Below are 18,304 nucleotides of genomic sequence, written 5' to 3'. Positions count from 1 at the left end.
TTCTTATTTTATCATCAACAATCACAAATCACAAGTGATTTGTGATTAATCACTTGTGATTTGTGATTCTATTCTTTTTCGTTTTCTATATAGAATGAATTTAATTTCTACTCTTTTCGTTTTTCCAGTATAAGTAAGGTAAAAAATAGGAAGGGTTGAATCCGATGGACACCCAAACCCAACTTAATGAACTGAAGCAAGCAATGAAACAAACGAAGGATCGTAGACTTTTTGAACGCTACCAAGCTGTCTACCTATACTTAGATGGGCACACGATGAACGAAGTTGCACAAATCATCGGCCGTACCCGCAAGACCGTAAGCAGCTATGTTTCCTCCTACCGAAAAGCAGGCCTCGACGGCCTAGTCCGGCACCATTCAAATGGAAGGCCCAGGCGGCTGACCGCTGATCAAGAGGCATCGCTAGCCACTATCGTATCCACCAAGCTTCCATCAGATGTTGCATTGGGAATGTTTGCTAACTGGACGCTCGCTCTCATGATTATGTATGTGGAGAGGGAATGGGGAGTCACCTACACCGTCCGGGGCATGTCGCTCCTTATGGAGCGGTTGGGTCTGTCCTACACGCGTCCCACCTATACGCTGGCTAAGGCGAATCCAGAAAAACAGCGTGTTTTTCTGGAGGAGACCTTCCCAGATCTAAAAAAAAACTGATGGAAGAGAAAATCGATTATCTCTTATTTCAAGACGAGTCCATGATTCGAGATTACCAAGCTATCCAACGGACCTGGTTTCTAAAAGGAAGACAACGGATAATCCCTACCTACGGAAAACATTGTGGTACAAAGCTGATTGGCTGCCTGGACTACGCGTCGGGTGAGATCCTATGCAGCGAGAAAGAGCACTACGACGCAACATCCTTCTTAGAATTCCTAGTCTTTGTTCTTGAGCATTATCCGGTTGGAAAGATAGTCATGATTCTGGACAATGCCCGTAACCATCATGCGAAACTGATCCAGCCATTCTTGGAAGAGAATAAGGGGCGTTTGGAACTCGTGTTCCTTCCTCCGTATAGCCCTAATCTCAACTTGATAGAGGGACTATGGAAATGGCTGAAGGAGACGGTTATCAATAACGTATTTTTCTCAAGCGTCCAAAAGATCAATCTGGCGGTCCAGAGTTTCCTCACTTGGATAAACGAGCAGAGGGAGATTGTCATTGACCGTCTCTGCGTGAAAATGTAGGGTAATTATTTTATTCAACTTATATAATAAGGCTAATAAGTAGTAGCATAGTAATACTGACCTCCTATTATAGTAATCACAGCTTATTCAATTCTCATGATTAGCGATGAATGCCTTTACATCTTTTATATCTTCATCATTACCAGCTCCTTCAATATTTTTTATTAAAAGGAGTCCGTACTCCTTTACAAGTTTATCGCTAGAACCACAAAATGTTTCTCCATGCTTTTCACGGTCTCCATTATTGACAAAACCTACTATTAGCTCTTTGTGTTTTCGAATGAATTTTTTTGTAGTTCTTGGAATTTTTCCTGCACCAACATTTCTGGTTATTAAAATGCATTTTTCAGATAATTTTTCTTTAACAGGTTGACTTTTATAGTCAAGTGATTCTGAAAATTTTTTCCCAAGTCCAGTTAAACTATCATATACAATTAACATTAACTACACACCCTTCACTTGAAGTTACTTCCATAATTTTATTGTTAGCCACACTGCTAAACCAATGATAGGAATATAACTCATTATCTTAATAATGAAATCCATTTCAAATCCATAGATATATACTAACGAGAGTATGGCTGTTATCCATATAACTAGTATTTTAAAAATAGGGGCTATTTCAGAAACTAAGAAAATACCTATACATACTAAAACCAAACCTCCAATGACCATACTCATAAATTCACTATTCAAAAAGTTTAATGGAAATAAAAATCCCCCGTAAATGGCTGTACAAATACCTAATAAAATTAAACATATTCCGAAAATCGATAACCCACTCATTTTAAAATCCTCCTCTGATTTCATCTTTTTCCTCCAATTATCATCTATTGTTTTGCTTTTGAATGAATATTATTTACCATTCATTCATCTATGGATATAAAGAAAACTTAATTGTCTTCTTTAGTTGTCAATACACCTTTACAAAAATATTTAACCAGTAATTTTAGCGTTTTTTCGTAATCTTCGAAATCACTCGAAGTAATATTCATATCTAAGTAGTAAATCAAATCATAGACTCTCATCAATTTATCAATATTGTCATCATCAAATTTTTTCTCTTTAAGTATATTCCGTAACGTTTTTGTTAAAAAAACATGGAATGTATTATTCTGCTTGCCTACATCTGAGGCGTAATATTGATGAAGAACACTAGAAATTTGGTGATTATTCCATTCCGCTAAAATTTTGTTATGTGTAACTTTGTCAATTGTGTACTCAAAAATTTTTTCGAGTAACTGATCTACTGATAAATCATTCAAATTAAGATTACTAATTAAATCATTTCTTACTCTCTCATTTTCTTGCACATAAATTTCTAAAAATAATGATTCTTTTGAATCAAAATAATTATAAAATGTACCAGCAGCTATTTTAGCTTTTGTTGCTATTTCTGAAATGTTTGTTTTTTTATATCCTTTTTTTAAAAATATATCGTGTGCAACTTGTAAGATAACATTTTTTTCGATACGCATGTAATTCTCCTTTCAGGAATATGAATGAACATAATTATATATTCATTCATATTGTACTGCTATTGTTAAGCTTATGCAATAGTTTTCTATATATTTATCATTTGATTATTCTCCAGTTACCTTCCTTTTTTTCAAGCGTCAAGCTAAATTGAGATACTTGTGTTGTTTTGGTCTGCTGGTCAAGGTATTTTACTACCAGTGACACGGTCACTTGATTATCCTTGCAATGGTAAATAGGATTTACTAATTCTTGAAAGACGTAATCTTTTCCGATTGGCTTCAAAATACCATCACTCACATAATATGAAAGCTCACTGGCTGTTGCAGTGGGATAGATCCTAAAGAACGTACTTAAAAACTCATTGATTTCATTGGTTGTGATGGAATCAACCGTACCATCACTTTCAATCGCTTTTGGTTTATAGTCTGATTTCACAGGAATGCTGGTAATCGTCGGATTCTTAACGAGTACCATATTTCCAGAACCATCTACATAGACGCTCACTTCATAAGCAGATTGAACCGTCTTTTTGTTTTTGCTCTCTGTAATGAATTGGTCCACACTATAGGTCACATCAAAAGTATTTTTGCTCTTTGACTCAACCGTCCATATCTGAATTCCTCTTACAGAAGACGATACAGGAATATCTTTACGAACCGTATCGACATTGAGAGCTTGAAGCTCATCTGTTAAATAGCCTTTGAGTTTTTCCATACGGTTCTCAATAGAATTGTCGTCTAACTCCCAAGTGTAGTAAATCTTCGCAAAGTTCTCGACGAAGTTTTCTACATGATGAGTATCAACGTATTCCTTTTCTATGATGGTTGTTTCATGAATGGTATGCGAAATAGAATATTTTTTCAAAGATTTTTAGACGTTTCTTGTTCTTAAAGAAAAAATTCTTAAGCACTATTCAGTCTTCTCTCATCTCAATATTAAGGCTGTATACCTATCTAAGTAATATCTTATCAGACATAAGCATGAAAACGCTTAATCCGAATGTTAGACCTCACTTATTTTTCTTTTATTCCGCGTCAAAGTACTCTTGCTGATTCCGGTCATTTTCTCTACCTCTTTATAGGAATGACTCTTCAATAGATTCATGGCCAGATTGATTTGTTGCTGATTGAATTTTTTTGGTCGTCCTTCTCGGAAATCGGGTTTCTGTTTGGCCAGTTCTTTTCCCTCTTGCGTACGCTCCACAATCAGATCCCGTTCAAAATCCGCAAAAGCGCTGAAAATCGTGAAAATCAATCTTCCGGTCGACGTGTTTTCGATAATGCCTAAATTCAGCACGTTGATCCGCACGCCCTTCTCGAATAAGAGCTTGATTGTGTTCAACGCGTCTTGCGTGCTGCGTGCGAAGCGGTCCAGCTTCGTCACAACTAGCGTGTCCCCTGTCTGGATCTCCTGAAGGAGGTTTTGGAATTCGGGGCGATCACTTTTTGTTCCGGTAATTTTTTCGAAGTAGACCCGATCGCAGCGTTCCTCCTCGAGTTGACGCAGCTGTCCTTCCAGATCCTGTTGGCGGGTACTCACCCGTGCATAGCCATATTTCATTTTTTTTACCCTCACTTTTGAACATAAGTTATGACACCTTAGTATCCCTTGATTTTACTAGAGCAAAGAAGCATAGTCAATACTCTTAAGTTTTGACTATGGTTTAAACTTATTGGCATAGTCAATTAAATAAAAATAGAATGGATTTCTCCATTCTGAATGCAGAGGTTGTTACGATGGAATGGCAACACTTTTCTAAGGGCGGTTACTCTTATCATTAAATAAAAAATTTTTAATTGTTCTCAATTTTGGCTACAATAGCGTCATCTAATTGCCTAAGAGACTGAATATATCCTTTTAGTCCATGATTTTTCAATTCTAAAAATGAACATATAGGATCAATATTATTTATTTTTTTTAAAGTAAACCATGGGCCTGCTGGATTCAAAGTTGGTTCAATACACCAAAACTGACTATCATCTATCGAATATTTAGTCACATCACGGTCAACAACTTCAGTTTTTAATATTATTCCAGCTGTAGGTTTAGTTTCATATATATATATAATATCTCCTACATTAACGCTTTTATTCTTACCTTGAGTCCAATGAATCGTCCCTAATGTGTCAAATGCTTCTTTTGCTCTATAGATCTTCGGATTAGCAGGAATTACAAATGATTTCATATTCTTCCACCTCAATTTATTTATTTTTTAATTCTTAATTTAGCCTATTATGTTTGTCTGGTTGCGCTAAGGCGCTTTTGCCTGGAAGGCAACTACTACGTAGCCGTTCGCTAATGCTCACTCTCGCCAGATCGTGACTAAGGTCACTGGCTCACTAGTATTATAATCTATTTAAAAAATTCAAAAGAAAAAGATAAACAATGTTGACAAATGACGGGCACTTTGTTGCCAGAGAAGTTGTTGTGCTGGTGTTGAGCATAGTTGTACCCTAGTTTGACGGTTAAAAAAAACTTTTAACTATCAAGTAGAGTACAACATGTTACAGTTTTGCCGTCGAAGAGTCGACCGGAGCCACTATCACATGTCTTGTCGTTGGTATCGTAAAGATACACGTTAAACCCTTATAAAATACGCCCTATAAGCATTGTTTAACGTTACTGATATAAAATATCCGTATTACCACCCTGGCCGTTGAATCGGTCGCCACCACCCTTCATGGAATAAGAGACAAGACCATCTTATTTACTCCACTAGCATTAGTTATTGCGGCGGCTAATGCTTAACCTTTCTATTTATTCGTAAACTTAATTACACGCAGTTTGGCTTCTACGTTTTTAAAAGAGTCTCTTTTTGATTAGATCGGTTTAAGATGATATAATCAGACCAAGTAATAAACATTTTGAGTATGTTTGGGGTCTACAGATTGCAGTCTGCGGGCTCTTTTTTTATTTAATTAACATGAGCATATCATTGAAAAAAACGCGTTGCAACAGCCTTTTTCGCCTATTTATCAATAATATCTATATTTCTATATTTCTATATTTCTATAAAGGGATATTTCTATATTTCTATATTTCTATAAAGGGATATTTCTATATTTCTATATATAGATATTTTTTGCTAGCTTTTCTTGCGGTGCATTTTTAATTCAAAATAAGACTTTTTTTCGTAATATAGAAATATCTATATTTCTATATTACATCGTGTTATAATCAATATAGAAATATAGATATAAGGAGAGATAAATCGTATGGCAATCATTTTAACTAGCTTGAATTACAAAGGCGGTGTTGGAAAAACCAAAAACACCACATTAAACGCTTATGAAGTGGCTAAAAAAGGCTATAAGTGTTTAGTTGTTGACCTTGACCCACAATCAAATGCGACGACCGTTTTAATTCGTACAAAACAAGCACATGACCCAGATAATGTTTTTAGCTTTGACAAGACACTAATGACCGCTGTGAGAGAAGAAAGCCTAGAAAATTTAGCCGTTCCTATTATTGAAAATTTAGATCTGTTGCCTTCCTATATTGATTTTGCAAATTATAGTACATTCCTTGATAAACGTTTTGGCGTTGTCGAAGAAGGGGATCCTGACTATCATGAGATTACAAAACAAAAAATTACCTATTTTAACCAATTGTTAACTCCATTAAAAGAGCAGTACGATTATATTTTTATTGATGTTCCTCCGACGAAGTCCTACTTAACAGACTCCGCTGTGATGGCATCAAATTATATTTTAATTGTTTTACAAACGCAGGAACTTAGTTATGATGGTGCTGTTCAGGTATTAGAGGACTTACGGAAGCTAGCGATTGAATTTAATGCCGATTTTGAGATTTGTGGCGTTCTTCCGGTTTTGATGGATAGTAATGCTACACTAGACCAATTTGTTTTAGCAAATGCAGCAGAAATTTTTGGCGAAGAAAATATCTTTACGAATAAAATCCCAAATATGGCCCGTTTAAAACGATTTGATAATACTGGAATCATTGAAAATGACCGACACGATAAGCGCGTCATTGAACTATATGATAAAGTTTCTAGCGAATTGATTGAACGTATTAATTTCTTTGAAAAAGGTGAGACAAATGACGAATAAAAATAATCCATCCTCATTAATTAAACAAAATCGCGTAACACCAGTTGATCAGACGATTCCTAAGAAAACAGGACTCATTCAATCCGCTAAAACTGCGAAAATAGCAGAAAAACCCAAAAATACGTCTCCCAGAACGACTTCTAAGGCATTTAAAAATCAAGATGCAACCATTAAGCTGTCTAGAGCGACGAAAGAGGAGTTAGAACTCCTCATGAAAATCAAAAATACGAAATTTGCTTATGAAATGATTGAAATGATGATTGATAGCTACGTTGTTAACGAATTGAGCAATGATGAGCAGCGTTCGTTTAGAACATTGAAGGAATTTATTCTGAATTAGGCAAAATTTAACTTTGAAAGGTGCGTTCTCTAAATGCAGATAAATAGAAGCAACAAAAAAAAGAAAATTATTACTGGATTTATAGGTCTTTTAGTCATTGTTGTAGTAGGTGGTCTATTCTACTATAGCGCTGTTAGAGCAGAAATCAGGGAAGAGGCTACCCTTCGATATAACAATCTCCAAACTAACGGGAGTTTTTATAATAAAATACTAAATAGTACTTCTAAAGATGGATACCTAGTAGAAGAGATTACAGAAGAACAAGTGGAGCAATTCGCCGTCCAATTAGAAGAAGAAAAAAACACGCTAAAAAAATATAATAAAAAATATCCCAATAATAAACTTGATTTGTCTCCAATAGACTCTCTATATAAGATGATTATTGAATTAGATGATAAATTATCCATCGAAAAAGAGCTAAACGGTTCTGTTGCAAAGTTTTAAATAAAGAATAAAATCCCTTACGGTATCTATGATTTAAGCTGGGATTCCCAATAATACCTTGATTTCAGTACAGACCGAAAACCCGAAGAGAGTGCCTTCTTTTCGGGTTTTCTTATATAATCCTCGGATGGCTTCCATGCCTTTAATCGTGGTAGAGGCAGTGCGTAAACTTCGATAGAATTTATTGCGTCTCTTTACTGGACGATGGTCTTGTTCAATCAAATTATTCAGGTATTTCATCTATCCAAGTGATGGCAGAGGCAATTTCAAATATGAATCTTTTGAAGATTGATGAAAATACAACAACAACTATCGGAAAAGTAATTTGTGACTATCCAACAAATGTTGTTCCTGAGATTACAACATTTGCCATGGAAATACGAAGTCTTAATCATGAGAGTGGTAAAAAACAGTTAGATCACGTTATTGAAACGCTTAAAAAAGCAGCAGATGAATTTGACGCGAAGTTAGAATATGAAGTCAATCAAAGCTTATATGCTTATTATCATGAAGACGATAATCGGGTAATTAAACGTTTTAAAGAAATGTGCAAACGGCATAATCTTAACTATCAAGGACTAGTAATGCGTGGAGGTACAGATGTTAGCGGTCTGACTTTTAAGGGGATTGTTGATGATAGCTATCAGCCTTTTTTTGAAGAACTTGATTAAATAGTGTGATAAGTTTTTTCAACCACTTATACTTACTGAAAATTCTGTTTAACTGGTAAACAAAGATAAATCCAAATAAGAGGTTATATGTACATAGCCTCTTATTTGGATTATTATTCAGACTGGTATATCCCATGTAAGTATAAATAGATTCTTTTAGAGAAATCTTCACTTCTATCCGTGCTATCTAAGTATGCTGCCATTAATATAAATAATTGACTTACTGCAAAATCAATATCCACTGAATGTCGTAGATGATTTTTATTTTCTTGTAGTAGCTGGATAAATGGAGATTTATAAGACTTTAAAAATAATTGATACAGTTTCATAGAAGTTTCTTTAGATACAGTATGCTGTATATCATGCATCATTACAAATAAATTAAAAGGATGCTTGGCTTTTAAAAATTCAACCATCTCTAATAATTTTATCTCTAAGGCAGAACTTGACGCGTTTGCAATTTTTTTTAAGTTAATCTCTACGTCATTTGATAAACGCAACATAACTCGATAGTAAATATCTTCCTTATTTTTAAAGTGATAGTAAATTGTTGGTTGTGTTACGCCCAAAATTTGTGTGATTTGTCTGGTAGATGTAGCTTGATATCCTTGAGTCATGAATAGCTGTTCGGCTACATCTAAAATTTCTTCGTACATAAAATCACCTGAATTCTTATTCTACATGTTTCTTTTTAATGCATGAATTAACTCAATTTTTCTACGAGTACTAACCACATGTTTCTTTTCATAAATATTATAGTGGTTTCTTCTAATTTCAGGGAGTAATTCTTTGTAAATCATAAGTGCACTTAAGAGTGCATGGCGTGTGTCATTTGCAATAAAAGGAATCATTTCTAAGGATTCATTATATAGTTTTTCTGCTTTTTTTGCTAGTTCCTCCCAAAGATTAATAAAATTGTCTGATATAATTTGTTTTTCTAAATGTGTTGTTGTAATTTGGTAACGAAGCATATCTTCTTTCGGGAGATAAATTCTACCTAAACGATAATCTTCGCCAATATCTCGCAAAATATTTGTCAGTTGCATTGCTTCGCCTAATTTTTTTGCGGGTGTGATAATTTTAGTTGGGGTAGGAGATAGCACAGGTAGAAGCATTAATCCTACACTACCAGCTACATAATAGGCATAATCTAATAGTTCTTGTTGTGTTTTTGGCTGTTGAAAATTCAAATCCATGCGTTGTCCTATTAACATATCATAAAAGGGGCGGATATCCATTGGAAATTCACTAAAAACGGCTTCTAAAGCTAGCCACATTGGATGATTGGGAACTGATCCAGCTTCAAATGATTCTAATTCTTGAAAAAGTTGTTGTAATTTTTGAGCATCTTTCTCTTCGTCTACTATATCATCAGCTACTCGACAGAATGTATAAATTGCATAAATACTTTGAGCTTTCTTTTTTGGTAGTTGAGAAAAAGCGGCATAGAAAGACTTTGAATGTTGTTTGATAGTTTGTTCGCAAATTTTAAATGCTTGTTTGCGATCTTCAAAAATATTTTGCTGATTAATTTTCATCTCTAACTAACTCCTCTACTGCCAGTTTTGCACTTTGCATAACAATAGGAACACCGGCTCCTGGATGGGTACTACTACCACAAAAATAAAGATTTTCTGCATAATCAAATTTGTTGTGTGGACGATAGTAATTACTTTGTGACAAGATTGGCTTCAACCCAAATGTCGCACCATTATAGGCATTGAATTGTTGCTTGAATTTATCTGGTGTGTAATATTCTTCAAACACGATATGATCATTTAGATCTGTAAATTGCGTTTTCGTTTGGATCAACTCAACAATTTTATTGCGATACGTTTGAATCGCCTGATCTGACCAATCATTATATTTTGACACTTCTGGTACTGGGATCAAGACATATAGACCTTCCTTGCCTTCTGGTGCTAAATCTTTATCAAGTAAAGTTGGACGATACAAATAAAATGAAGGATCTTCTGGAAGTACACCGTCTTCAAACAAATCACTCACATTGCGTTCAAAATCTTCAGCAAAATAAATACTATGTAACGTCTCTCCTGGATAATGCTTATCTAAGCCAAGATACATCAAGAAGCAAGAACATGAATACTCCATTTTATCGATTTTTTTGTTAGTATATTTTCCGCGTTTCTTTTCGTCTGGGATCAAATGCTTCATTGCATATGGAAAATCAGCTCCACACACGACAGCATCGGCTGCAATCATCTCTTGGCCAATACGGATTCCTTTGGCAGACTTTTGTTCGATGACGATTTCATCGACTGGTGTGCCATAATGAGCTGTTCCACCTAATTCTTTGAACAATCGGTCTAATGATTTCGCTAAGGTATACATCCCACCTTTCATAAAATGGACCCCATAAAAGAGCTCGATCATCGGAATAATCGTATACAGTGATGGACCTTGATACGGTGAAACACCGATATACAATGTCTGAAAGGCAAGCGATTTACGCAAGCGGTCATCTTTGACAAATTTAGAGATCGAAGAATAGGCATCACTAAACGTACGCAAACGAACACCCGCCCACAACGATTTTGGATTATAAAAATCAAGCGGACCACGGAACGATTTCATGATAAAGTGTTCTTTTGCAATCAAGTATCGTTTGTAGATATCCGCTAAAAAGGCAAAATAGCCTTGCGCATCTTCTTCTGAGATATCTTCTAACGTTTTTGTCAACGTCGTAAGGTCACTTGAAAATAGCAATGGGTCATCGTTTGCAAAAAACAATTCTAGCATTGGATCGACTTTTTCCATTGGAATATAGTCATCAGGATCTTTCCCGCAGACTTCAAACACCTCACGATAAATTTCGGGCATCATCACGATCGTTGGCCCTACGTCAAAAAGAAAGCCATCTTTTTCGATTTGATTCATTTTCCCACCAGGCTTGACGTCTTTTTCATATAAATGAACATCATAACCCAGATTTTGTAAACGAACAGCTGCACTTAATCCTGCTACGCCTGCTCCAACCACTATAATTTTTTCCATGTACTATTCACCTGACTTTTCTTTTTTTTCGGTTAACTCTCCATCTTTCATTATATAAACTTTATCACAATAGTCGACTAAACGGAGGTCATGCGTGACCATGATCGTCGCTTTTTGTTTTTCTTTCGTTTCTTTTGCTAAAATTTTGACCACTTCATAAGCTTTTTCCGTATCTAAACTTGCAGTGGGCTCATCAGCTAAAATAATCGTAGGATCATGATATAAAGCACGGATGATAGCGATTCGTTGACGTTCTCCTCCTGAAAGCTCTTCTGGATATTTTGAAACTAATTTTTCGACGCCTAGTTGAGTAAATAATTCTGTTCCAACTGACCGTGCTTTTTGTTTCGTGACTTTATCGACTAATTTCAATTGATCTTTGACGGTCAAAAACGGAACAAGATTTGATGCTTGTAAAATAAAGCCGATTTCTTTAAAACGTAAAGCCGCTCGTTGTTTTTCTTTTTTCTGACTAAATGGTTGGCCGTTGATCAAAACTTCACCTGAAGTTGGACTCTGTAAGCCTCCGATAATGGTTAAAAATGTACTTTTTCCAGATCCCGATGGTCCAATAATAGCTACAAATTCTCCTTTATCTACTGAAAAATTCGTTTCTTTTAACGCATGAATCGTCTCATCACCATCCTGAAATTGCTTGGTCACGTGCTTCATTTCTATCGCGCTCATCTATTTTCCTCCTAACTAATGGCTTTTAATGGATCGATTTTGACAATAGTACGAACTGAGAAAAAGGCTCCAATGATTGCAACGACAACCATCATAATACTGACTGCGGCAAAAAATAACGCATTACTTTGAAACGGTACCGCTTCTGGCAATATAAGTCCTGAGCCGATCGTAGCAAGCAACCCGATCCCAACACCCACAACCGCTAAAAAGAACGTTTGGGCAATAACAGAGCGGGCAATGTAACTACTAGAGATTCCTTGGGCTTTCATCACACCAAAAATCGCCGTTTTTTGCATCGTTAAAACATAGATGAAGATCCCAATAACTACTGCAGCGATGACGACTAAAAAGCCGATCATAAAACCAAAAGTCAACACTTGGGCATTATATCCCGGAAGTTTATTGATAAATGTTGAAATCGTTAAACGTTGTAAACTACTTGGTACATCCGTTAGTTTCCCTTTTGTCACAATGGCATTTAATTTCATCGGTTGCATTTGCGCACGTTCACCGTATTTTAGTTTGTGGACCGTATCTAGCGTTGTGTACAGGATTGGTGCCACATTAAATTTTGCATTTTTTGTAAATCCTGTGATAGTTAATTCTTCTTCATTTGTTGCTAAGATGATCGTATCGCCGATTTTATACCCTGCATTGATTTTTAAACTTTCATCGGCAACGACCTCATTATCTTTTGTAAATAATTTTCCTTCTGTAACTTCTGGAGTAATAAACTGATCTGGATTGATTCCAAAGAAACTGACATTTTCTTTTTCTGATTTATCCCCTTCACGATAGACGATACCAGAAAGTTGTGACAATTCAGCCTTGTCTTTGACATCAACCTTATCAAAATCTTTAGGATCGATCATCGACATATTCAAATTATCATTGGCTTCACTGGATAATAAAATATTATCTGCTTGCCATTTATCGATTCCCATTCGATTTTCTTGGGCTAATCCGTAAGCTAATCCTGTCAAAAAAAAGACCAGATAGGCAATTAAAAACATCACACCAATGACTAATGTGTAACGTAATTTAGAATGTTTGATTTCATTTAATGCTAAAAACATCGATTTTCCCCCTTTTTGGTAGAAAAAAAAAACTAAACTTATAGCCCTTTTTTCCCAATAATTGGAAAGAATTTTGCAGTATGTGCTGCATATTCTTTAAAGTCTTGACGATCATGGTATTTCTTTTCTAATAATGGAACTCCTGAAACAAATAATAACAACAATGTAATACAGATTGGACTTAAAATCAGCCATAATGTCGACCAACTTGTCAGCGCAACTAAAAATACACCCCACCAACAAACGGCTTCACCAAAGTAATTTGGATGACGTGTTACCGACCAAAAACCACTTGTTAGTAATTTGCCTTTATTCTGTGGATTTTTTTTGAACTGTTCTAATTGACGATCGCCGCCAACTTCAAAAATAAAGCCAATCAACCAAATCAAAACGCCAAGCCATTGCCACCACATCATGGATTCATTTGGGTTAGCAAATGTATACGTGATCGGTAGCGCAATAATAAATAATAATACGCCTTGCAAGACGAATACATTTAAGAACGCTTTGATATCGACATATTTTGTCCCCCAGCGTTTACGCATGTTCACATAGCGATAGTCTTCTGGCTTGTTCCAATTGCGACGAGCAAGATGGGTAAATAATCTTCCACCCCATAATGTCACGAGTACTAAAATAGCTAATTGTTGTAATGTAATCAAATCTGTAGCAATCAAACCGCCCCAAGCTACTACAACGAACCCCCCACCCCAAGCAATATCGACTAACGAATACTTGCGTTTACCTTTTGAAATAATAAACCAACAAATAAAATAGATGAGTAATGCAAATGCAACAATCCCATACATCATTTTTCTTCCTCCTTTAATACCCCGGCGATCGCTAAACTTGATTGTCCCGCACTGATCGCAATCGCTGCTGAGCTTTCTACGATCGCATCGACTGGTATCGCTCGTGCGTTTAAGCTCGTTTTCCAATCAAGTGCTGCTTGTTCATTAAACACATGTGTGACATAAACTGCTTCTAAACGCTGTTTGTTAGCAAATCCGCTGACCTTTTTTGTGATTTTTTTCAAACTTTGTTTTTGACTCAAAGAAGCGCCAATCAACTTGCCATCGCCTTCTTCATTTAGACTGACGATTGGATGAACAGAGGCTTTTTGAGCGATTTTTCCTAAGAATTGGGGAATTCTGCCAGATTGAATCATCGGATCTAAATCCGCTACTGCTACATATATAAAAATACGTTCACGCAAGGACTGCAATTCATTCACGACTGTTTCAAATGATTTATCTGCCTCAACTAACTCTACGGCTCGTTTGACAAGTAATCCTTGGGCAATCGAATTGAGCTTCGAATCGATTACTTGAATCCAGTTAGAAGAGAGCTGTTTTTCTTTTATGCGTTGGGTGATCAATTGATACGTTCCACTTAATTTAGCCGCTACACTGATAACCAACACATGATCATATTTCCCTTCTAAAAACGAAAGCAAGGCATCGACCGTTTTTATATTCGGTTGCGCAGTACTCATACTTTTAGCTATTTTTAGTCGTTGCTGTAAATAATCTGGTTCGATAGTCAATTTGTCTAAAAATGTTTCTTCATCTAGTAAAAGATTCATCGGTAACACATGTACTTGATGTTCCAAGCTAAAATCTTTTGGTAAGTCTGCGATCGAATCGGTTACAATCGCAATTTTTGCTTTTGCGTTTTGTCCAATTTGATATTGCAATTGCATATCGTCGACTTTTTGATACGCCACTTGACCATTAGATACTAAATAAGACATCAATCGTGCAGGTTCACTAGTGTGGATATGTATCTTTACTTGTGTTTGATCACCAATCAAAACCAAAGAATCACCATAGTGTGCCAGTTGTGCTTTAAATGTGTCAAATTCTATCGTCAACTGTTTGACTAAAAATTCTGAACAATAACGATATCTAGGTGCCTCGCTTAGAAAATGTTCTTCGATTGCTTCCTGTTGATCTACTTGCATCTTTTCATAGTGAGAGACATCCCCATTACAAAAATATTCGGTTAGACCGGCAATAAAATAATAAAATCCTTTTGCACCTGCATCGACTAATTTATTCTTTTTCAGTACAGCCATTTGGAACTGTGTCTGTTCCAACGCTGCTTTAGTCTGTCTTTTTGCAACCGTCAACGCCTCAATCAGGGTATTTCCGTGTTCGATCTGCTCAACGAGATGTTCTGACCACACATGCATAACTGATAAAATCGTACCTTCTTTTGGTTCCAAGACAGCTTGATATGCTTTTTTTGACGCTTCTTGTGCTGCATAAACAAGTGCTTTTTCTGCTACGAGTGCATCATCATAGCTAGTACTTAACCCATAAAAATATTGAGCAAAGATCATACCCGAATTTCCTCTAGCACCCATCATTGCCGCTTCTGATAATTGGTTCAATCCATCTTTGATGCTGTTTGTTTGTATGGAAACTTGGTCTAAGATCGTTTGCATCAAAGCAGCCAAGTTACTCCCAGTATCTCCATCAGCTACAGGAAATACATTGATTCGATTCAATTCTTGTTTTTGATTGACAACTTCTTTAGCCCCATTCAAAAAACCTTCGAGTAACTTGGTTCCTTCTGATTCTTTCATTTCATTCACATTCCCTTAAAAAAATTCGCTTGGATCATATAAACAATTGCCGACGTCACAGCGGTTACACCAGTCCCCCAAGCAAGGTCGATAATCGTCATCTTCACTGGCCAATCTTTAAGCGTGGCTAAATTTGTCAAATCGTACGTTGCGTAACAAATCAACCCAAATAATGCTCCCGCACCGATTGTATAAAGAATACTCTGTTTTTCGACTCCTGGTAATAATACGAAAAAGACAACACCTATCACATAAAGCACATAAAAAATCACTGCTGGAGCCAATTTTACTTCTCCCATTAGTTGTCCAATAAAATGTTGATACATTTTTTTCGATACCACCAACAACCAAAATAAGTCAAAAATCAAAAAGACAATCGCACTTGTTAAAAATAATTTGAAAAATTGTGACATGCCTTTCTCCCCCTTATCACTTGATAAGCAAAGTGTAGCATATTTCCATTTTCATGCCTAGATTGTTGCTCAAATTCAAGCGCTTTTTTCTACTAATTAACTAACACGTTACTTTTTATGACAAAAAAAGAACATGCTCTACGCATGCTCTTCTACTGAACCAAATAATATAGCAAAGAAAAAACCTAACCCGATCGTCATGATAATATGTCCTAGACCGGCAACACCTGAGATCGCTGCCGAACTTTCAATCCCCATCACGGTCATTGTTCCGTGGATCAACATAAGTAATAAGGTGATTCCCAAACCGATATTGTACGTGATATAAAATCGCTTGTACCATTTATGTGCTGTAATATGGAAATTTTTTTCTAATAATAACACAATCAAGAAGAAAAACATCCCCAAGACTAACGTATGTGTGTGTAGGGTACTTAGTTGTGTTTTCCCACTAAAATCAAACCATTTAGTCAATTCTCTATAATAAACCCCAAATAATAATCCAATGATCATATACGACATACTTACTCTGACTAGTTTTTTCATCATTTCCCCCTAAACTTCCTCGGCTTTTACATGATCTTTTTGTGTCAATACGCCATCTTTCATCACGTATACTTTATCACAAAAATCAACTAAACGAATATCATGTGTAACCATAATCGTTGCTTTATTTTTTTCTTTTGTTTCTTTTGCTAAAATTTTAACCACTTCATACGATTTCTCTGTATCTAAACTCGCAGTTGGTTCATCGGCTAAAATAATCGTTGGATCATTGTAAAGCGCTCGGATAATCGCGATTCGTTGACGCTCTCCTCCAGATAATTCTTCTGGATATTTATTTTTTAATTTTGCTACGCCTAATTGTTCGAATAACTGTTCAACATCGATTTTAGATTTTGCCCGTGTCACTTTATCCACAAGCTTCATTTGTTGTTTGACCGTCAAAAATGGAACGAGATTTGATGCTTGTAAGATAAAACCAATTTCATCAAATCGTAATTTAGCACGTTCCTTTTCTTTTTTATCACTAAATGGTTGTCCGTTGATCAATACTTCTCCTTCAGAAGGTGATTGCAAGCCTCCAGTGATCGTTAAAAAGGTACTTTTTCCGAACCAGAAGGACCGATGATTGCAACAAACTCGCCTTTTTCAACCGAAAAATTAGTGGGTTTCAAGGCTTCGATCGTTTCGTCGCCGTCTTTAAAAATTTTTTTCACTTGCTGAAATTCAATTGCACTCATATTTTTGACTCCTATCCAATAGCCTTTAAAGGATCGATTTTTACTACTGCTCGTACAGAAAAGAATGCACCTAATACAGCAAAAAGTACCATCAAACCACTAATTGCTGTTAAAAAAAGGCTATTTGTTTCAAAAGGTACTTGAGCTGGTAGGAGATAAGACGTGACAGTAGTAGCCAATAATCCTATTCCTACACCTAAAAATGCTAATATAAATGTCTGTGAAATGACTGATTTAGCAATATACTTACTCGAAATTCCTTGGGCTTTCATCACCCCGAAAATATCTGTTTTTTGCATCGTTAAAACGTAAATAAAAATGCCAATTACAATGGCAGCAATGATAATTAAAAAACCAATCATAAAACCAAATGTTAGCACTTGTGCGTTATAGCCAGGTAAATTATTGATAAATGTAGCAATAGATATTTTCTCTAAGTTATCCGGCAGGTTGCTGACTTTACCTTTAGTTACAATTGCGTTAATTGGTATATCTTCGGAATTATTTGTGTTTTCAAAACGAATTTCTTGGTATGTCTCCATAGAAATATAGAAGACTGGTGCAACATTGAATTTAGCATTTTCTATAAACCCAACTATTGTTATTTCTGTATTACTTCCAGATACCTTTAATTGATCACCAATTTGTAAACCATATTGATTTCTTAGACTATCATCAACGACTGATTCATTTTTTGTTTCAAACATTCTTCCTGTTTCAATTTTAGGAACTAAAAATTGATCAGGTGAAATCCCAAAAAAGATCGCGTTAATTGTCTCTTTTGTTCCCTTTTTTGAAACAACAGCAGGGAGTTGTGCAAGAATTGCTTTTTCTTCTGCGTTGACTTCCTCATAAGTTTTGATAGGAAACATTGACATATTTAAATTATCGTTAGCGTCTTCGGCAATTAAAATATTATCTGCTTTCCACTGATCTACTGCATTTCGATTATCTTGTGCTAATCCGTATGCTAAGCCAGTCAAAAAAAAGACAAGATAGGCGATTAGAAACATGACACCTATCACTAAAAAATAACGTAACTTAGAATGTTTAATTTCTCTTATA

Annotated in this window: 20 protein-coding genes and 3 pseudogenes; 5 read left to right on the top strand and 18 right to left on the bottom strand. The window is 35.7% G+C overall.

Translation table 11 applies throughout. The annotated features are described in order from the left end of the window. The first annotated feature begins 164 nt into the window (after window positions 1–164). Window positions 165–1,204 (top strand): IS630 family transposase gene (locus AC4BC7_RS17660; protein ID WP_490504525.1). Its coding sequence is split into 2 segments (ribosomal slippage): window positions 165–662 and window positions 665–1,204, totalling 1,038 coding nucleotides; the frame shifts between segments, so codons are not numbered across the junction. An 87-nt stretch (window positions 1,205–1,291) separates the two neighbouring features. On the opposite strand, the gene AC4BC7_RS17655 is transcribed toward AC4BC7_RS17660, so the two are convergent. The 6 genes and pseudogenes from AC4BC7_RS17655 to AC4BC7_RS17630 all read right to left on the bottom strand — a co-directional run bounded on the left by AC4BC7_RS17655 (window position 1,292) and on the right by AC4BC7_RS17630 (window position 4,868). Next, window positions 1,292–1,645: a class Ib ribonucleoside-diphosphate reductase assembly flavoprotein NrdI gene (locus tag AC4BC7_RS17655; RefSeq protein ID WP_114526065.1), complete on the bottom strand. Its 354-nt coding sequence runs from the start codon at window positions 1,643–1,645 to the stop codon at window positions 1,292–1,294. 24 nt (window positions 1,646–1,669) lie between these two features. Beyond that, the gene (locus AC4BC7_RS17650; RefSeq protein ID WP_114526064.1) at window positions 1,670–2,014 is read right to left on the bottom strand and encodes a hypothetical protein; all 345 of its coding nucleotides are present in this window, start codon (window positions 2,012–2,014) and stop codon (window positions 1,670–1,672) included. A gap of 83 nt (window positions 2,015–2,097) precedes the next feature. Continuing rightward, window positions 2,098–2,682: a TetR/AcrR family transcriptional regulator gene (locus tag AC4BC7_RS17645; protein WP_420514492.1), complete on the bottom strand. Its 585-nt coding sequence runs from the start codon at window positions 2,680–2,682 to the stop codon at window positions 2,098–2,100. A gap of 97 nt (window positions 2,683–2,779) precedes the next feature. Next, window positions 2,780–3,529, bottom strand: a pseudogene (locus tag AC4BC7_RS17640) (conjugal transfer protein); the annotation flags it as partial. Between the two features lie 156 nt (window positions 3,530–3,685). Continuing rightward, complete coding sequence (locus AC4BC7_RS17635; RefSeq protein WP_490504524.1) at window positions 3,686–4,243, bottom strand: recombinase family protein; 558 nt, start codon at window positions 4,241–4,243, stop codon at window positions 3,686–3,688. A 232-nt stretch (window positions 4,244–4,475) separates the two neighbouring features. Next, window positions 4,476–4,868, bottom strand: coding sequence for a hypothetical protein (locus tag AC4BC7_RS17630; protein WP_175613889.1), 393 nt, complete (start codon window positions 4,866–4,868; stop codon window positions 4,476–4,478). A 1,030-nt stretch (window positions 4,869–5,898) separates the two neighbouring features. Between AC4BC7_RS17630 and AC4BC7_RS17625 the strand changes: the two genes are divergently transcribed. From AC4BC7_RS17625 to AC4BC7_RS17615, 3 genes are read left to right on the top strand one after another with little or no spacing between them, the layout of a single operon-like run. Beyond that, window positions 5,899–6,756, top strand: coding sequence for an AAA family ATPase (locus AC4BC7_RS17625; protein ID WP_420514490.1), 858 nt, complete (start codon window positions 5,899–5,901; stop codon window positions 6,754–6,756). Further along, window positions 6,746–7,096, top strand: a complete 351-nt coding sequence (locus tag AC4BC7_RS17620) for a hypothetical protein (RefSeq protein ID WP_420514489.1) — start codon at window positions 6,746–6,748, stop codon at window positions 7,094–7,096. Before AC4BC7_RS17625 ends, AC4BC7_RS17620 begins: the two co-directional genes overlap by 11 nt. 33 nt (window positions 7,097–7,129) lie before the next feature. Then, complete coding sequence (locus tag AC4BC7_RS17615; protein ID WP_490504523.1) at window positions 7,130–7,540, top strand: hypothetical protein; 411 nt, start codon at window positions 7,130–7,132, stop codon at window positions 7,538–7,540. A gap of 33 nt (window positions 7,541–7,573) precedes the next feature. Here AC4BC7_RS17615 and AC4BC7_RS17610 read toward each other — a convergent pair. Then, window positions 7,574–7,780 (bottom strand): annotated as a pseudogene (locus AC4BC7_RS17610) (IS6 family transposase); the annotation flags it as partial. A 32-nt stretch (window positions 7,781–7,812) separates the two neighbouring features. Between AC4BC7_RS17610 and AC4BC7_RS17605 the strand changes: the two are divergent. Next, entirely contained in the window at window positions 7,813–8,211 is a 399-nt protein-coding gene (locus AC4BC7_RS17605; RefSeq protein ID WP_420514517.1) for a zinc-binding metallopeptidase family protein, read from the top strand. 113 nt (window positions 8,212–8,324) lie between these two features. Here the strand turns inward: AC4BC7_RS17605 and AC4BC7_RS17600 are convergent, their stop codons facing one another. From AC4BC7_RS17600 to AC4BC7_RS17550, 11 genes and pseudogenes are all read right to left on the bottom strand, one after another. After that, window positions 8,325–8,867, bottom strand: coding sequence for a TetR/AcrR family transcriptional regulator (locus AC4BC7_RS17600; RefSeq protein ID WP_137619602.1), 543 nt, complete (start codon window positions 8,865–8,867; stop codon window positions 8,325–8,327). A 21-nt stretch (window positions 8,868–8,888) separates the two neighbouring features. Beyond that, window positions 8,889–9,749 (bottom strand): phytoene/squalene synthase family protein, encoded by an 861-nt coding sequence (locus AC4BC7_RS17595; protein WP_137619601.1) that lies wholly within the window; start codon window positions 9,747–9,749, stop codon window positions 8,889–8,891. Continuing rightward, window positions 9,739–11,226, bottom strand: a complete 1,488-nt coding sequence (locus AC4BC7_RS17590) for a phytoene desaturase family protein (protein WP_137619600.1) — start codon at window positions 11,224–11,226, stop codon at window positions 9,739–9,741. Before AC4BC7_RS17590 ends, AC4BC7_RS17595 begins: the two co-directional genes overlap by 11 nt. A gap of 3 nt (window positions 11,227–11,229) precedes the next feature. Further along, on the bottom strand, window positions 11,230–11,913 hold the full coding sequence (locus AC4BC7_RS17585) for an ABC transporter ATP-binding protein (protein WP_137619599.1): 684 nt from the start codon (window positions 11,911–11,913) through the stop codon (window positions 11,230–11,232). Between the two features lie 11 nt (window positions 11,914–11,924). Next, the gene (locus AC4BC7_RS17580; RefSeq protein WP_137619598.1) at window positions 11,925–12,992 is read right to left on the bottom strand and encodes an ABC transporter permease; all 1,068 of its coding nucleotides are present in this window, start codon (window positions 12,990–12,992) and stop codon (window positions 11,925–11,927) included. Window positions 12,993–13,030: 38 nt separating this feature from the next. After that, a complete protein-coding gene (locus AC4BC7_RS17575; protein WP_137619608.1) occupies window positions 13,031–13,801 on the bottom strand; it encodes a DUF1295 domain-containing protein in 771 nt (256 codons plus the stop codon). Beyond that, the gene (locus AC4BC7_RS17570; RefSeq protein ID WP_137619597.1) at window positions 13,801–15,582 is read right to left on the bottom strand and encodes a DegV family protein; all 1,782 of its coding nucleotides are present in this window, start codon (window positions 15,580–15,582) and stop codon (window positions 13,801–13,803) included. The genes AC4BC7_RS17575 and AC4BC7_RS17570 overlap by 1 nt, the downstream gene beginning before the upstream one ends. A gap of 5 nt (window positions 15,583–15,587) precedes the next feature. After that, window positions 15,588–15,995, bottom strand: coding sequence for a DUF2177 family protein (locus AC4BC7_RS17565; protein ID WP_137614767.1), 408 nt, complete (start codon window positions 15,993–15,995; stop codon window positions 15,588–15,590). Window positions 15,996–16,133: 138 nt separating this feature from the next. After that, on the bottom strand, window positions 16,134–16,541 hold the full coding sequence (locus tag AC4BC7_RS17560) for a DUF2871 domain-containing protein (protein WP_311928093.1): 408 nt from the start codon (window positions 16,539–16,541) through the stop codon (window positions 16,134–16,136). A gap of 9 nt (window positions 16,542–16,550) precedes the next feature. Beyond that, window positions 16,551–17,239: pseudogene (locus tag AC4BC7_RS17555) on the bottom strand (ABC transporter ATP-binding protein). An 11-nt stretch (window positions 17,240–17,250) separates the two neighbouring features. Further along, window positions 17,251–18,303, bottom strand: coding sequence for an ABC transporter permease (locus tag AC4BC7_RS17550; protein WP_311928102.1), 1,053 nt, complete (start codon window positions 18,301–18,303; stop codon window positions 17,251–17,253). Window position 18,304 lies beyond the last annotated feature (1 nt).

This window comes from Enterococcus sp. AMC1623 (genome assembly GCF_058216495.1).
The sequence above is the reverse complement of the archived record's forward strand: the minus strand, read 5'-3'. Positions and strand labels throughout refer to the sequence as shown.

What these genes read in the sequence shown, in the direction of transcription:
- AC4BC7_RS17635 (WP_490504524.1), bottom strand. Translation starts at nt 4,243, where the DNA reads ATGAAATATGGCTATGCACGGGTGAGTACCCGCCAACAGGATCTGGAA.
- AC4BC7_RS17600 (WP_137619602.1), bottom strand. Translation starts at nt 8,867, where the DNA reads ATGTACGAAGAAATTTTAGATGTAGCCGAACAGCTATTCATGACTCAA.
- AC4BC7_RS17565 (WP_137614767.1), bottom strand. Translation starts at nt 15,995, where the DNA reads ATGTCACAATTTTTCAAATTATTTTTAACAAGTGCGATTGTCTTTTTG.
- AC4BC7_RS17630 (WP_175613889.1), bottom strand. Translation starts at nt 4,868, where the DNA reads ATGAAATCATTTGTAATTCCTGCTAATCCGAAGATCTATAGAGCAAAA.
- AC4BC7_RS17585 (WP_137619599.1), bottom strand. Translation starts at nt 11,913, where the DNA reads ATGAGCGCGATAGAAATGAAGCACGTGACCAAGCAATTTCAGGATGGT.
- AC4BC7_RS17625 (WP_420514490.1), top strand. Translation starts at nt 5,899, where the DNA reads ATGGCAATCATTTTAACTAGCTTGAATTACAAAGGCGGTGTTGGAAAA.
- AC4BC7_RS17605 (WP_420514517.1), top strand. Translation starts at nt 7,813, where the DNA reads ATGAATCTTTTGAAGATTGATGAAAATACAACAACAACTATCGGAAAA.
- AC4BC7_RS17620 (WP_420514489.1), top strand. Translation starts at nt 6,746, where the DNA reads ATGACGAATAAAAATAATCCATCCTCATTAATTAAACAAAATCGCGTA.
- AC4BC7_RS17590 (WP_137619600.1), bottom strand. Translation starts at nt 11,226, where the DNA reads ATGGAAAAAATTATAGTGGTTGGAGCAGGCGTAGCAGGATTAAGTGCA.
- AC4BC7_RS17595 (WP_137619601.1), bottom strand. Translation starts at nt 9,749, where the DNA reads ATGAAAATTAATCAGCAAAATATTTTTGAAGATCGCAAACAAGCATTT.
- AC4BC7_RS17580 (WP_137619598.1), bottom strand. Translation starts at nt 12,992, where the DNA reads ATGTTTTTAGCATTAAATGAAATCAAACATTCTAAATTACGTTACACA.
- AC4BC7_RS17645 (WP_420514492.1), bottom strand. Translation starts at nt 2,682, where the DNA reads ATGCGTATCGAAAAAAATGTTATCTTACAAGTTGCACACGATATATTT.
- AC4BC7_RS17650 (WP_114526064.1), bottom strand. Translation starts at nt 2,014, where the DNA reads ATGAAATCAGAGGAGGATTTTAAAATGAGTGGGTTATCGATTTTCGGA.
- AC4BC7_RS17575 (WP_137619608.1), bottom strand. Translation starts at nt 13,801, where the DNA reads ATGTATGGGATTGTTGCATTTGCATTACTCATCTATTTTATTTGTTGG.
- AC4BC7_RS17570 (WP_137619597.1), bottom strand. Translation starts at nt 15,582, where the DNA reads ATGAAAGAATCAGAAGGAACCAAGTTACTCGAAGGTTTTTTGAATGGG.
- AC4BC7_RS17655 (WP_114526065.1), bottom strand. Translation starts at nt 1,645, where the DNA reads ATGTTAATTGTATATGATAGTTTAACTGGACTTGGGAAAAAATTTTCA.
- AC4BC7_RS17615 (WP_490504523.1), top strand. Translation starts at nt 7,130, where the DNA reads ATGCAGATAAATAGAAGCAACAAAAAAAAGAAAATTATTACTGGATTT.
- AC4BC7_RS17560 (WP_311928093.1), bottom strand. Translation starts at nt 16,541, where the DNA reads ATGAAAAAACTAGTCAGAGTAAGTATGTCGTATATGATCATTGGATTA.